The 14,116-nt window shown below is 67.7% G+C and carries 10 protein-coding genes and 5 pseudogenes; 8 read left to right on the top strand and 7 right to left on the bottom strand.

Features of this window, described 5'->3' with window-relative positions; genetic code table 11:
• The first annotated feature begins 459 nt into the window (after window positions 1–459).
• A complete protein-coding gene (locus ACIQVZ_RS13745) occupies window positions 460–3,486 on the top strand; it encodes a Tn3 family transposase (RefSeq protein WP_402449759.1) in 3,027 nt (1,008 codons plus the stop codon).
• Between the two features lie 149 nt (window positions 3,487–3,635).
• Here ACIQVZ_RS13745 and ACIQVZ_RS13750 read toward each other — a convergent pair whose 3' ends face one another.
• Entirely contained in the window at window positions 3,636–4,190 is a 555-nt protein-coding gene (locus ACIQVZ_RS13750; protein ID WP_402449761.1) for a hypothetical protein, read from the bottom strand.
• Window positions 4,191–4,368: 178 nt separating this feature from the next.
• Here ACIQVZ_RS13750 and ACIQVZ_RS13755 point away from each other — a divergent pair, with 178 nt between their 5' ends.
• Window positions 4,369–4,557 (top strand): cold-shock protein, encoded by a 189-nt coding sequence (locus ACIQVZ_RS13755; protein ID WP_402449763.1) that lies wholly within the window; start codon window positions 4,369–4,371, stop codon window positions 4,555–4,557.
• A gap of 571 nt (window positions 4,558–5,128) precedes the next feature.
• On the opposite strand, the gene ACIQVZ_RS13760 is transcribed toward ACIQVZ_RS13755, so the two are convergent.
• Window positions 5,129–5,713 (bottom strand): hypothetical protein, encoded by a 585-nt coding sequence (locus ACIQVZ_RS13760; RefSeq protein WP_402449764.1) that lies wholly within the window; start codon window positions 5,711–5,713, stop codon window positions 5,129–5,131.
• Window positions 5,714–6,166: 453 nt separating this feature from the next.
• Here ACIQVZ_RS13760 and ACIQVZ_RS13765 point away from each other — a divergent pair, with 453 nt between their 5' ends.
• The 3 genes and pseudogenes from ACIQVZ_RS13765 to ACIQVZ_RS13775 form a co-directional block, all read left to right on the top strand.
• Window positions 6,167–6,418, top strand: coding sequence for a ribosomal protein L7/L12 (locus ACIQVZ_RS13765; protein WP_402449766.1), 252 nt, complete (start codon window positions 6,167–6,169; stop codon window positions 6,416–6,418).
• A 518-nt stretch (window positions 6,419–6,936) separates the two neighbouring features.
• Window positions 6,937–7,209, top strand: coding sequence for an HU family DNA-binding protein (locus ACIQVZ_RS13770; protein WP_402449769.1), 273 nt, complete (start codon window positions 6,937–6,939; stop codon window positions 7,207–7,209).
• Between the two features lie 627 nt (window positions 7,210–7,836).
• A pseudogene (locus ACIQVZ_RS13775) lies at window positions 7,837–7,968 on the top strand (class I SAM-dependent methyltransferase); the annotation flags it as partial.
• 225 nt (window positions 7,969–8,193) lie between these two features.
• On the opposite strand, the gene ACIQVZ_RS13780 reads toward ACIQVZ_RS13775, so the two are convergent.
• The 4 genes and pseudogenes from ACIQVZ_RS13780 to ACIQVZ_RS13795 all read right to left on the bottom strand — a co-directional run.
• Window positions 8,194–8,610: a p23/wos2 family protein gene (locus tag ACIQVZ_RS13780; protein WP_402449770.1), complete on the bottom strand. Its 417-nt coding sequence runs from the start codon at window positions 8,608–8,610 to the stop codon at window positions 8,194–8,196.
• 138 nt (window positions 8,611–8,748) lie between these two features.
• Window positions 8,749–9,360 (bottom strand): annotated as a pseudogene (locus ACIQVZ_RS13785) (Tn3 family transposase); the annotation flags it as partial.
• 33 nt (window positions 9,361–9,393) lie between these two features.
• A pseudogene (locus ACIQVZ_RS13790) lies at window positions 9,394–9,519 on the bottom strand (DUF4158 domain-containing protein); the annotation flags it as partial.
• Between the two features lie 109 nt (window positions 9,520–9,628).
• Window positions 9,629–9,865 (bottom strand): annotated as a pseudogene (locus ACIQVZ_RS13795) (DUF6207 family protein); the annotation flags it as partial.
• Here ACIQVZ_RS13795 and ACIQVZ_RS13800 point away from each other — a divergent pair.
• The 3 genes from ACIQVZ_RS13800 (at window position 9,864) to ACIQVZ_RS13810 (ending at window position 12,480) form a co-directional block, all read left to right on the top strand.
• Complete coding sequence (locus ACIQVZ_RS13800) at window positions 9,864–10,307, top strand: hypothetical protein (RefSeq protein WP_402449771.1); 444 nt, start codon at window positions 9,864–9,866, stop codon at window positions 10,305–10,307. The pseudogene ACIQVZ_RS13795 and the gene ACIQVZ_RS13800 sit on opposite strands and share 2 nt — an antisense overlap.
• Window positions 10,308–10,745: 438 nt before the next feature.
• Window positions 10,746–11,774, top strand: a complete 1,029-nt coding sequence (locus ACIQVZ_RS13805; protein WP_402449773.1) for a recombinase family protein — start codon at window positions 10,746–10,748, stop codon at window positions 11,772–11,774.
• 76 nt (window positions 11,775–11,850) lie between these two features.
• On the top strand, window positions 11,851–12,480 hold the full coding sequence (locus ACIQVZ_RS13810; protein WP_402449775.1) for a hypothetical protein: 630 nt from the start codon (window positions 11,851–11,853) through the stop codon (window positions 12,478–12,480).
• A gap of 244 nt (window positions 12,481–12,724) precedes the next feature.
• Here ACIQVZ_RS13810 and ACIQVZ_RS13815 read toward each other — a convergent pair.
• Window positions 12,725–13,499, bottom strand: a pseudogene (locus tag ACIQVZ_RS13815) (Tn3 family transposase); the annotation flags it as partial.
• Window positions 13,500–14,116 lie beyond the last annotated feature (617 nt).

Genomic DNA, 14,116 nt, shown 5'->3' on the forward strand with positions numbered 1-14,116 from the left:
CTCGCCACGGCACCTGGGCCTTCGCCGTCGACACCCCGCCCGTCGACGGCCACCGCCGCACCGTCCGCCGAGCCGGCTTCCCCGACGAGATCGACGCCCGCACCGCGCTGCGGCGCTTCAACGAGGGCTTGGCCCTGTGCGTCATCACCGACCCGAGGCAGCGCACCACCGAGTACCTGCGGGACTGGCTGGACGAGGAGGAGCTGCGCCTCAAGCCCACCACCATGGCCCGCTACCGCGCCTACGTCGAACAGAGGCGTACTGACAGTGCCCGCGAGCATGGCCACGCAGGCGGCGGCCAGGACCGTGCGGGTATTGGGGTGCCGGTAAGAACCGTGTCACCAGCCGCAAACGACTGTGATCTTGCGCGGGCGTCACCCGCGTGGGTGAGTCGGAGACCGTACGGCTGCGGTGTGTGGAGCCCTGGGAGGACGATCGACGACTGTGGCCCGTACCCCGTTGGACCTGGACGAGCTCGTCGAGCACTGGACGCTGCTGAAGGACGAGCAGGCACTCGTATCCGGCAAACGTGGTGCGACGCGGTTGGGCTTCGCCGTGCTGCTGAAGTTCTACACGCAGTACGGCCGGTTTCCCCGGAACCGGGCAGAGCTGTCGGGGGAGGCGGTGGAGTTCGTCGCCCGGCAGGTGCAGGTTCCTGCCTCGGAGCTAGGTCTCTACGAGTGGACGGGCCGCACGGTCGAGTACCACCGGGCTCAGATCCGGGAGCACCTCGGCTTCCGCGAGTGCACCGTTGCGGATGCAGAAAAGCTGACTGCATATCTGGCTGAGACCGTCGCGCACAAGGAACGCAGGCCAGAGCATGTCCGGGTGGAGCTCCTGGCGCGCTGCCGCGCAGAGAGCATCGAGCCGCCGACGTCCGGCCGCTGCGACCGGATCGTGGCAGCTGCTCTGCGCGCAGCCGAGGAAGCGCTGACCACCCTGGTCTCCTCGCGGCTGGCCGCGGAGAGCGTCGAGCGGATTGTGGCTCTGGTGGCCGGCGGGACTGACCAGGACGATGAAGGATCCGCAGGCGGCGGAAAGGACGAGGGCGAGGATGCGCCGCCCGTGCTGGCCAGGATTAAGGAAGCGCCGGGCAACGTGAGCCTGGAGACGATGCTTACCGAGATCGACAAGCTCTTGGCTGTGCGGGCGATCGGTCTGCCGCCGGATCTGTTCATCGATGTCGCGCCGAAGGTCCTGGCCGGCTGGCGGGCACGGGCCGCGGTGGAATCCCCTTCCCACTTGCGGACGCACCCGGTCTCGCTGCGGGTGACCCTGCTGGCCGCGCTCCTGCACGAACGGGAGCGGGAGATCACCGACACGCTGGTGGAGCTGCTGAGCTCCACCGTGCACCGGATCGGGGCACGGGCGGAGAAGAAGGTCACCGAGCAGCTCGTCAACGCGTTCAAGAAGGTGTCGGGCAAGGAGAACATTCTGTTCAAGCTCGCCGAGGCGTCGCTCGGTACTCCGGAGGGGACGGTGCGGCAGGTCGTGTTCCCGGCGGTGTCTGGGGGTGAGGCGACGCTGCGGGAGCTGGTGCACGAGTTCAAGACCCGTGGGCCGGTCTACCGGCGTACGGTGCAGATGACGCTGAAGGCGTCCTACACCAATCACTACCGGCGCGGGTTGATCAGGCTGTTGGACGTGCTGGAGTTCCGTTCCAGCAATCACGCCCACCGGCCGGTGATCGAGGCCCTGGCGTTGGTTGCCCGGTACGCGAACGCCGGGAACACGACGTACTACCCGCTGGGTGAGACGGTTCCGGTCCACAAGTCGATGGGTGGGGACTGGGCGGAGGTGGTGCATCGCACCGACAAGCGGGGCAGGCGCCGGGTGGTGCGCATGGTCTACGAGGTCGTCGCCTTCCAGGCTCTGCGTGATCAGCTCAAGTGCAAGGAGATCTGGGTGGTGAACGCCGACAAGTGGCGCAACCCGGATGAGGGCCTGCCGCAGGACTTCGAGAGCCGGCGGGAGGAGAACTACCGCGAGCTGCGCAAGCCGCTGGATGCCGCGGTGTTCGTCGACGAGCTGCGTGAGCAGATGGCGTCCGAGCTGACCCTGCTGAACGATGGGATGCCCAAGCTGTCCTGGCTGGACATCGCCGAGCGGAAGTCCGGGGCGATCCGGCTGACCCCGGCCGAAGCTCAGCCGGAACCGCGGAATCTGCGCAGGATCAAGGGAGAGGTACAGCGGCGGTGGGGCATCGTGCCGCTCGTCGACATGCTGAAGGAAGCGGTGCTGCGGACCGGCTGTCTGGACGCGGTCACCTCCGTCTCCGGCGGGGGCAGCCTCTCGCCGGATGTCCTGGCCGAGCGTCTGCTGCTGGTCATCTACGCGTACGGCACGAACACCGGGATCAAGGCCGTGGCGTCCGGTGGCCACGGTCATACCGAGGACGAGCTGCGGTACGTCCGGCGCCGGTACCTGTCTGCGGAGGCCGCCCGCGCGATCGCCGTCCAGATCGCGAACGCCACCTTCGCCGCCCGCAGCACCGAGCTGTGGGGCCAGGGCTCGACCGCGGTCGCCTCCGACTCCACCCATGTCCGTGCCTACGACCAGAATCTGTTCACCGAGTGGCACTCGCGCTACGGCGGCCGCGGGGTGCTCATCTACTGGCACGTGGAGAAGAAGTCCCTGGCCATCCATTCCCAGCTGATCAACTGCACCGCGTCCGAGGTCGCCGCGATGATCGAAGGCGCCATGCGGCACGGCACCACCATGGACGTCGAGGCCAACTACACGGATTCGCACGGCCAGTCGGAAATCGGGTTCGGCATCACGCGGCTGCTCAACTTCGACCTGCTGCCCAGGATCAAGCGGATCAACAAGGTCAAGCTGTACCGGCCGGTGGCCGGCGAGCCGGACGCCTACCCGCGGCTGACTCCGGCGCTGACCCGCCCTATCCGCTGGGAACTCATCACCCAGCAGTACGACCAGATGATCAAGTACGCGACTGCGATCCGTACCCGTACCGCGTCCACCGAGGCGATCCTGCGCCGTTTCACCCGCAACGCCTCCCATCCCACCTACGCGGCGATGCTGGAGGTCGGCCGAGCCCAGAAGACCATCTTCGTGGCCCGCTACCTGCGGCTGCGGGACCTCCAGCGGGAGATCGAGGAGGGCCTGAACGTCATGGAGTCCTCCAACGGAGCCAACTCCGTGATCGCCTACGGCAAGGGCGGGGAGATCGCCTCAAACCGGCGCGACGAGCAGGAGATGTTCGTCCTGTGCCTGCGCATCCTGCAATCCGCCCCGGTCTACGTGAACACCCTCATGCTCCAGGACATCCTGGACGAGCCGGAGTGGGCCGACCTGCTCACCCCCGCCGACCGGCGCGGCCTGACCCCGCTGTTCTGGACCCACGTACGCCCCTACGGCGAGGTCAACCTCGATATGGAAGCCCGCCTCGACCTCACCTCGGTCACGGTGCCCGGCCCCCGCAAGTCGGTTGATGAGCCGACGGCAGAGCAACGCGCAGATGCGTGAACGGGCCTTGGCACCGGCAAGCCCACGCCAAACGACTAGCCTTTCCAGGATCGCGGCCTCGGGGAACATCGGTACAGCGGTTAACGCTAAGCCGGTGATCATGGCCCCGGCCTCGGGAGTATCGGTACAGCGGTTGGCGCTGAGAACGATCACGGCTCGGGTGTGAGCGTGTTGACGCGGTTCTCGTACTCGCGGCGGGCCTTGCGCTGGGCGGGGATCGTGGGGAGGTCGTGGCCGCCGTCGAGCGGCTGGCAGCGGGCGAGGAACTGGCGGTGCACGGAGGGCACGGCGGTGACGCGCAGGGTGTAGCCCTGGCCGCGCCGTATGGTCGCCCCTTGGTCGAGCGCGGCCCGCTCGACGGGGTCCAGTTCGGCGGTGCGGAGGAAGTCGGCGACCTTGCCCGGCATGTCGACGGTGACCAGCAGCTCCGGCGCCGGACCCTCTTCGTCCGCGGTGACATGATCCGGCAGGAGGTCGGCAACGGCCGTGCGGATCGCCCCACGGCTCACGTTGTGGTCGCGGGCGAGTGCGGCGATCGAGCGGCCCTCCACGTACGCGATGCGTACGTCGTCGGTCTTCGCGGCCGTCACCGCGGGGCGGCGTCCTCCCTTGTTGCCCTTGGCCTCGGCGGCGCGCAGTCCGTCGTAGGTCAGCTCACGCTGGAGGTCGCGTTGGAGTTGGGGTGTGACCGAGATACGGGTCAATGGGCAACGGGATGATCTTGAAGCGCTGATGAGGGGAGAGCAGACAGACTGTCCAACGACACCTTGGATTGGTTGGTCGTTGCACACACGTCCGTGAGGCCAGGGGTGATGTTATTGGCTCTGATCATCACTCTTGCGAAGATGGAGGAGAACTTTGAGCACTCGACAGGCTGGCACGGTGAAGTCGTTCAACGACAAGAAGGGCTATGGCCTCATCACTCCTGATGCGGGGGGTGATGAGTTGTTCGTCTCCTTCGACGCCATCGTTGGCAGTGGCAGAGCGAGACTCTTCGAGGGGCAACGCGTGACCTTCGAAGTTGAGGTGGGCCAGAAGGGTAGTCAGGCAACGGGGGTCTTGTCTGAATAGCCAGGCATCGCCGCCTCGTGATCGCAGCTGCCGCGACCTTCGCGGGCGCGATCACGTAGCCGCCGGTCGCCCTCGTTGCGGCCACTCCAGATCGAGTGGCAGCCTTCGGCTCCACCAGTGGCGTCGCTGCCTGTCCCCCGGAGCACCTTGTCTACGACCTCCTGGCTGAGCACCGGGAGCAGAACGAGGCATTGGTCTTCGGCTGGCTCGTGAACCGAGTGTGAAGCCAGGGTCGGCCTGACGCACCGGCGTGCGGATCTGGCCTGCGTTGGCTGTCGGCGGCGGTCGGCCCGCCGTCGCCGCCGACAGCATCCGGGCCACGCCCGCAGTGTGGGTTGAGGAGCGCATCCTGGCCGGCCTCGGGACCACGCCCCGAGATCAGTTTCGGCACCCCACGGTTCCTCGATCCTGGGACCGTGCATCGTGATGAGTGCGCTGCCTGAGTACTCCCGCTGGTCCATCTCCTCGGCTGCGCGGAACGGCTGGAACCTGCGGCCCGATGCCCCGCAGTGCCCTGCCGCTGCGGTCGCGGACCCGGGCACGGTTCAGGCTTCTGTGAAGCGGGAGTCGATCAGGGGGCGGTCCCGATCTTCCAGGAGCCGCTTCCGGCACCGCGGTCCGTGTAGTAGGTCGTGGAGACGTCCCACTTGGCGCCGTCCTTCGGCGATGTTCCGTTGACATCCAGGAAGCCGCCCTGGCCGTCGGCCAGGTCGTTCAGGAGGTGGAGCGTGTCATCGATGCGCACCTTGCCGTCGCTGGGGGTGGACGACTTGGCCAGCAGCCTCCACTTGGCACTGTTGTCGATCCGGGTCTGGGATTCGGTGGTCGAGACATCGAACTTGGCGCCGTCCCTGGCCTCGCCGCCGTTGACGTCCAGGTAGCCTCCCTGGCCGCCGGCGAGCTGGTTGACGAGCCAGACCTTGTCGCCGCTCATCACGGCCGCGCCGTCGCTCTTGCCAGAGGCCGAAATGACCTTCCAGACACTGCTCTGCCGACCGTTGGTGCGATCGGATGACGGGTTGGTGGACACGTTGAACTTCCCGTCCGCACGGCCCGCGCTGCCGTTGACGTCGAGGTAGCCGCCCTGCCCGCCCAACTCGTTCATCAGGGTGATGCTGGTGCCGTAGGTGAGGGTGGCTCCTGACCACGCGGCCATGCTCGCCGCTGCTGGGGCGTGGGGTGCCGCTGCTGCCGTTCCGGCAACAGCCAGGGCCGCGGCGGCCACAACAGTGGAAAGGGCAAGCTTGGTGCGCATGGATCTCCTCAGAGTTGTCGTGCGAACGTGGCGACGCGGACCGTCGCGTTGGCGTCGGCCCGTACCGCAGACCAGCGAAGCGCCCACTCACGCCTTAAACAACATTCATCCGCAAAGATCGCTTCATCGTGTGAAATAAAATGGCGCATGTTGTACACGACGGTCGAGCCGCCTTCCCGCTGGGGGGCAATCGCATCTCTCCTTATGTGCGCGGCAGCCGCTGCGCTGGCGGGCTGAACCGGCCGAGCGGCGCCCCTCACTCAGCCCCTTCGGTTACCTAGAGTATGCGATTATGACCTCTAGGTAAACATTGGGTGGTTCTTGTTGACAAGACCGGATGGGCGAATGAACGCTATGAGCGAAGAGACGGACCAGTCACTCCCCGTCAGCGGGGGGCAGGCCGACTTCACGGTCACTCTGAAGGGAGGAGGCAATACGATCGACCTCACCAAAGCAGTACGTTCGTTGACTGGCCTCAGCCTGAAGGAGTCCAGGGAGATGGTGCAGGTCGGCACTGTGGTGGTGCTGGAAGGAGTGAGCCGGGAAGCGGCCCTCAGGGCCAAGGAGGTGCTGGAGGCTGCGGGTGGTCACGTCGAAGTGAAGTAGCACCCGGCTTCGTGGCCAAGCGGTACGGGTCACCGCAGTGGCCGCCGCACCCATCACGGCGGCATGCGGGGCGACTTCCTCCAGCGCCGCCCACAGCGCGGCCACGTCCAGGTCCGCCTCCTGCTCCTCGACCAGCTCCGCTGTGGCCACGGAGTCTGGCCCATGTCATCCACCGTGACCAGTCAGTGCCTGTGCGAGAACCTGTGAATCCAAGGTGATGCGGCTTTGGCCACGGATCGCTGTCGATCTCGTTCCCGCAGGAGGCGCAGCGAAAGGATCCAGGCGTCCCATTTCTGACTTGCGGCGGAGGGTAGGCCATGGGGACTTATTGGCACCGTGCAGGTTGGCACTGCCGTGCTCGACCTGCGGGCCCCTGCGCGACTCAGCGGAGGCCACCGACAAAGAAGACACCGGCGAGTGAGTTAACCAGGCTAAGCCACCCTCTCAGCTCTTTCTGCGATCATTTACATACCCACCGTCACCAACGGTGGTCATGAGCATCTAGTGAGGAAGAGGACATGAACAAGAGTCAGCTCATCGACGCGATTGCCGAAACCGCAGAAATCGAGAGGGACACAGCCGCCGCGGCCCTCGCAGCCCTCACCGACTCGATCACGCGCGCACTGAAGACGGGTGACGACGTGGAGCTGGGTGGCTTCGGCACCTTCCGTGTCAGGGAGCGCCGACCGGTGGACACGACGAACCCCGCGACGGGTAAAGCAATCACGATCTCGGGTGTCAAGTTCGCTCAATTCGCGACGGGCAAGAGGCTGAAGGACGCCCTCAACTGACTGTTCCAGCGGCCGGCGCACCGTCGGCCGCTGCCCCCGTAGCCCGGCCAGACTCGCACCGCGAGGTGGCACCCCCTGGCCTTCCCAGGCCGTGGCGTCCCTTCCGCCCGCGACCGGAGGTTCTCGCACAGGTTCTCAATCTCAATAATCCAGGCACATCGCGCCCGCGACACGTGCGAGCCCTCGGCCCAGCCAGCTGAGGCTAACTGCTCGTCGACCCGTCGAGCGACATGTGGCTGACACTGTCAGCCACATGAAGCCGCAGGTGAAGCCGACCGCCAGCAGTGACAGATAGAGATAACCGCCTGCTCATCGGTCAGGAACTCCACTGGCATGGACGCGAAGCTATCGGTGCCCGCCGGCGCTCAGGGATCTTCCGCCGAACCTCGCCGCCGGGCCTGCCGCCCGTGGTAGAGGCCATGATCACCGGCTTAGCGTTAACGGCTGTACCGATGTTCCCCGAGGCCGGATCGGCACGCCGGCGAAAGCCTCAGCGAGAGGGTGCGATAACAGGCCCGAGCCAACGTGACCTCGGTCGCGTGTTCAACGACGTTCCGGAGCTCTACGACCGGGTTCGGCCGGGATACCCCGACAAGCTGTTCGCGGACCTTTGTCGACATCACCGGCATGGACGACAGGTCGTCGGTCCTTGAAGTGGGCTGCGGCACCGGGCAGGCGACGCGCTCGCTGGCGGCGCTCGGATGTTCAGTGACCGCGATCGAGCCGGGAGTGGAAATGGCCGCACTCGCTCGCCAACGCCTCGCCACCTTCCGCAACGTCGAAGTCGAGAGGTCGACGTTCGAGGAGTGGAACGACACCGCGCACGGCGATCGGACCGGGCGGGCGCCGTGCGCGCCCGCCCGGTCCGATCGCCGATGGTGCGAGGCCGACGGACAACGAGGAACAGGAGCGGGCCCCTGCCTCCTGTCTCAGGCCCGGGCGTTCTCCGGTGTGTGGACCGCCCTTGCCTACCGGCGTCGCCGCCTACCGCAGGGTGTCCAAGAAGCCGTCGTCGTTCGCCAATTCGTTGGCCCCCTCGCCGTCCTCGTCGATCCAGCGGGCCGCATCAACCTTGAGGAAGGAGGGCCGCTCTGTGCTCTTCGTCAGTCGGGGCCAGTACTTCTGCCCCTTTGCATGCTTGGGGAGCGTCACCGACAGGCCGTGCCTGCTGGCCTTGTTCTCGACCCACTCAGATTCGATCTCGGCGAAGAACTCCAGTTCGAAGGCGTACTCGTGACCGTTGGCGTCGCGGGCCTTGAACGTCAAGGACGTGGAGGTGGCATCGCACTGGACCGATACTGCATCCACGTCCGCGATCTCGACGTTCAGCGTCACGGCATCCGTGGCGCTGATGGTGGAACTGGTCTGGAACCAGAGGACTGTGGGCTTGGTTGCGGTCACAGGGATTTCCGTTCGGCTGAGGGGAGTGAGGTGCACCTCTCCAGAGACTACTCTAAGCACTTGTTCACATACGGAGCGTGCCGCACGGTGACTCGGCTGCCTGCTGCGCGCCCGGCGTACCGGGGGAGGAACAGGCACTCACCCCTGTTCGGCCCGGTCCGGGTCGCGCAGCGGCCGCAGCCCGCCGGGCATCTCCGGCAGCAGAAAGCTGTACCGGCCGAGCATGTTCACGTGGTGCCGCACGAACGGGGAGTGGCGGGCGACGTCCTGATCGCGCACGTCGAAACCCTGGGCCCGGAGCCGGACCACGGCGGCGTCCATGTAGGGGTGGTGAACAGCACCAAAGCGTTGAGAACCAGGCCGAGCGCGCCGATCTGGTCCTCCATGCCCTCCTGGTAGTGCTGGTAGAGCTGCCCGGCGCGGCCGTGGAAGATCTTCCGAGCGAGGGCGTGGCGGCTCTCCTGGAGGTTGGCCTGGGCCTTGATCTGGCGGGTAGGACGGTTCGTCGGCCAGGCGCAGGATGTGCAGGGTCGTGGCGATCCGGCCGTAGTGCGCGATCGCGTCGCCCAGCACCGTCGGCCGGCCGTCGCGCGAGAGCATGCGGATCACGTCGTAGGCCCGCACCGCGCCGGTGTGGATGGAGCCGATGATCCGCAGCACATCCTCCCAGTTCCGCTCGATGCGCTCCAGGTCGATCCGGCCGCGGGCTGCCTCGTTGAACGCCCCGTAGTCGGCGGTGCGGTCGATGCGCCGCTGGTTCGCCGCCTCCCGCACCGACGCCACCAGCCGGGCGAAGCAGCTCACCCCCGGCAGCAGCACCCGCCGCTCGCGCAGCCACCCCACCGCCGCGACGAACAGCACCTTCGGCCCCTCCCCGGTCGTCCAGGCCCGCGCGTCCAGCCACACCACCAGTCATCGTGGCCACGCACCGCGAGGCCCACTGGCGACCCTGGGCAAACCCCTCGCGCAGGCTTGCCCACGCTCCTCGCACGGGCCGTCCCGTCCGGCGCAGGACGTCGGCGTAGATCCGGGCCCGGACGCGCGGCTCGCCGGGATTTCGGCGCACCGGGCCGACGCCTGAGGTAGCCCACCGGTCCTCAAGTGCGGCCATGACGGCCCGGACGGTGATGTCCAACACCACCAGGCCCGGGCTCCGCGATGTGGCTTGTTTCGGGGGGTGGTCTTCCCGGGCATGGCTGCCGTCCCGGTCGATGATGGAGGGAGAGTTGTCGTGTCTGGAAGGACGTACAGCAATGACCGTTTACAGCGACAGGTTCACCGGCGACGAGCTGCTCACCGATGCCGACACCCTCCTGGAAGGGGGGCGTCATGGCGAGGCGGTCTTCGAAGTGCAGGCGGTGCGGCTGGAACAGTCGGACGAATTCGATCTGGTGCGTCGCATCGGGCTCGAGGAGATCCACATGGACAAGAAAGACTTCCAGGCGTATTTCCGCGCGTACGAGAAGAACGTCCGCGACAGCCTGAGGGAGGAGGGCAAGGATGGGAACGCCTTCCGGCTGCGAGCCGAGGGATGCGTCAAGGAGCTGCTGTCCTACTTCGATGACCTGCAGTTCTACGTCACGGGCAAGGGCAAGCAGGAATACGAGGCTGGCAAGGCCATGGTCGTGACCAGCCGGTACCACGGCGACGCCCCCGACCCTGTGTTCTCCTTCTGGAAGGACGGCCTGCGCTCCTGAGCTGAAGCCCAGCCGCACGGCTCCGGCCCTCCGTCGGGAGCAGAACCGCGCGACGTCGGCGGTGAACCGGACTGGTTCGCCGGCCCCGGGTCCACCCACAGGAGGGAGCCAGGCTCAAGCCGCGGGCAGCTCCCTTACCGATCGGCAAGCCCTGTCGGGGTGCGACCCCCGTCGCGGCCCCGATGGCCAGGGCCGCACCCCGTACGTCCGAACGTACTCCGCGGCCCAGCCACCGTTCTGGCTTTTCGTTGGCGGCGGCCATGATCTGCGGCCCACGGCCACGCGTCGCTGTACTGTCAGAAACGTTCCTTTCCCGGAGCAAGACCGGAAACGAGCCGCCGAAGCGCCATTGATCTCGGATCGGTTCTCAGAACAAGTTCTCACGCAAACTGGTGGTCCACCCCCTTCTGAGAATTGTTTGTGACAAGATCCTGGGTCATGACGGACCCTCAAGAACCTTCCCCGGCCGACGCGGACGATGTCGAGCGCCACCCCTGCCCCCGCTGCGCGGCCGAGCCCGGCTCGCCATGCCGCTCGCGCGGCGGCGCGGTCGCCGGGATCTACCACACCGGCCGGTTCAAGAAGGTGCCCCGGCTCGCCAAGCGGCTCAGGGTGCCGACCCCGGCCGACCGGGGACCGGGACAGCCGTGGCGCCCCGGCACCCCACCGCCGGCGCCCATCGCCGACGACACCCCGAGCGCGGACATCCGCATCGGCTACGCCCGTTGCTCGACGCTCACCCAGGAACTCCAGTCGCAGCTCGACGCGCTCGCCGGGCGCGGCATCCCAAGGGACAAAATCTTCAGCGAGAAGATCAGCACCCGGGTGCGGGTGCGCCCGCAGTTCGAGGCCGCTCTCGCCGCCGCCCGCGAAATCAAGGCCCACGCCCCGCACTGCCGGGTCATCTTCACCGTGTACGAGATGAAGCGCCTCGGGCGCGACGCTGCCGAACTCACCGCGCTCGCTGACCACCTGACTGCCCACGGCCTGGTCCTGGAGATGCTCGCCGGACCCCTGGCAGGAACGTACGACCCGAGCGGGCACGGCAGACTGCTGTTCGCGTTCTTCGCCGCGATGGCCGAGACCGAGCGGGAGAACATCCGCGAGTCCACGCTGGAAGGGCTCGACGCCGCGGCCCGCAAGGGCAAGCACGGCGGCCGGCCCCAGGTCATCACCGACGACATGCTGCACACCGTGCTCCGCCGGAAGGCGCACGGGGAGTCGGTCGAGCAGATCCGCCCCGACCTGTGGATCGCCACCGGCAAGCGCAAGGGCCAGAACCCGAGCCTGGCGAGCATCTACCGGGCGCTCGCCGAGCACGAGAAGCGGGAGGTGTACCCCGAGGCCGTCGAGGCTGCCCACGCCGACTTCGCGACTCTCCAGAGCAGCGACGACATCCCCCGGCCCCGCCCGGCGTCCGCCGCCACGATCCAACCGGCCACGGGACAGACCGCGTTCACCGCGTGACCGGCACCCCCGTCATCCCGGAACGTCCCGGCGTCGGGCCACGCCCGATCAGCTCCTGGGCCGTAGGCTCGACGCCGTGGCAGACATCCAGAACACCCAGGGCTTCAAAACCCTCTTTGCGCAGACCGAGGCCGAGTTGCTCACCCGCGGCCTGGACGTCGTGCCCGTCGGAGTGCGCAACGTGCTCGCCCACGCGGTCAACACCGACGCCGAGCGCATGGATATCCAGCCCCGCTCTGCCCTGCGCTACATCGACCCCTCGGTCATCGCCGACCAGATCGCCAAGGCCGGCGCCGAGTCCACCGACGGCTCCGAAGAGGCCCACGGCATCCGGCCCTTCCGGCTGGACAACCGCACCACCGACCGGACCGTCACTGGACGCCCCCTGATGGCCCTGGCCCAGGCCGCCAAGTACGCCACCAGCAACGGCGACTCGCGCACCGCACAGCACGCCATCGACCTGATCTGCGAGCTTGGCTCCGCCATCGCCGAGCTGGACCGCGACCTCGCGCCCGTCCCGGCCGCAGTCCTGGACGAGACCGTGCAGATCCTGGAACGCGTCGCGAACAAGATCGAGAAGGACGGGTGGAGCGTCTGCCCGTGCGGCGAAGACCACGGCCAGACCCGCGCGGATGCCGCGGTCCCCAAGGTCATGCGCGACGACGCCGATCTCGTACGCACCGTACGGGCCAGCATCGACCGCTGACGATCTACGCGCCCGGCTTCTGGCCGAGCAGCGCCGCCAGGCCCAGCTCTGCGTCACCGCCGTTTGCGGCCGGTGACACGGTTCTTACCGGCACCCCGTATTGAGTGCGGCTGAGATGCTCAACATTCCTCCGAGGGTGCGGGCGCTGCCTTCCAGCAACCCGACGTAGCTTTCTGTACTCGGGCCCGCGTACCGGCTCAACGACGCCCCGGCCCGCCCGTTCCTCGCGGTTGGGCCGCCGGGGCTACTCGTTGTCCTGGTCGTGGTCGTCCGCCGCGTCCGGGTCGCGCAGCGGACGCAGGGCGCCCTCGGGCTGGGAGGGGGTGAAGCGTACCGGCCGAGCACGTTCAGGTGACCGCCTTGAGCGGGGACAGGCGGGCGACGTCCTCGTCCAGAACATCGTGCTCGCGCGCTTCGGCGGGCAGCGCCCGCAGCTGCTCGACCGCGGCATCCAGGTAGCGGGTGTTCCACGGCACCACGGCGTTGAGGACCAGTCCGAGGCTGGCCAACTCGTCCTCCTGGCCGTCCCGGTACACCTGCTGGATGTGCCCGCGCCTGCCGTGGCAGATCGCCCTCGCCAGGGTGTGTCGGGACTCCTGCACGGTGAGCTGGCAGTTCATCCGGCGCCGGTAGGTGTCGTCCACCAGGTCGAAGAGGTGGAAGGTCTTCTCGATCCGGCCGTACTCGGCGAACGCCTGCCCCAACGGGGTGGGGTGGCCCTCGCGGCCGAACATCCGCAGCAGGTCGTAGGCGCGGACCTGGTTAGTGATCAGCGACCCCGCCACCCGCAGCATGTCGGGCCACTACTCGCGGATCTTCTTGAGGTTGACCTTGTTGTGGGCGATCGCCTCCAGCGGCCCGTAGCCGCCGGCCGGTTGCTCGCCGGGGATGTCGGCACGCCAGAACCGCTGGTCGGCCAGGTCGCGGAAGCGCGGCGCGAAGCGGAAGCCCAGCATCTTGAAGATCCCGAAGACCATGTCGTCATACGAGGCGTTGTCGGTCGCCACCATCACCGGCCGCTCCACGGCGCCCGGCGGCGGGTCGGGGTTGGAGAGATCGCCTTCTTCCACGCCGGCGGCACCAGCTTCTGGTCCACCTCGCGGGGCACCAGCGGCGTAGCCCTCACCTTGCGCCGCGCGAGCTCGGGCAACCGCTTGACCGCCTTCAGCACCCGCCGCCCCCAGCGCGTTCGACTCGCCCAGCAGCGAGAGGAACGGCCGCACCGTGCTGCACCGGCCGGCCAGCGCCCGGCGCGTCTGCCGGTACACCGCCTGCACCGTGCGCGACGCCTTCGCCGGCCGGGGCCGGGGCGCCAGCCAGTCCTGTCCGTGGCCCGCTTCGCTAACGTTCAGCAGCTTCACCTGCGTCAGCAGCGCGAACACGTCCAGCGCGTCGTCGATCGCGGCGGCCTCCAGGCGCCGCACCACCGAGGTCAGTAGCGCGGTGCGGCGCCAGTTCCGGGGTGCGCTCCTGGGCAGCGTTCGTGAAGGATCCGGTGCTGTTCAGGTGGCTGCTCGGATATCCCGTGTTGCGGATCAGGACGGTGGCGTCGTCTCGCCGAAGATCTCGCCTCCCACGGTGAGGTCGTCGGCGATGGTGACGTTGTTGTCCTTGAGCACGTTGACAGGGCTGTCGA

Source organism: Kitasatospora sp. NPDC098663, assembly GCF_044760075.1.
GTDB lineage: Bacteria > Actinomycetota > Actinomycetes > Streptomycetales > Streptomycetaceae > Kitasatospora.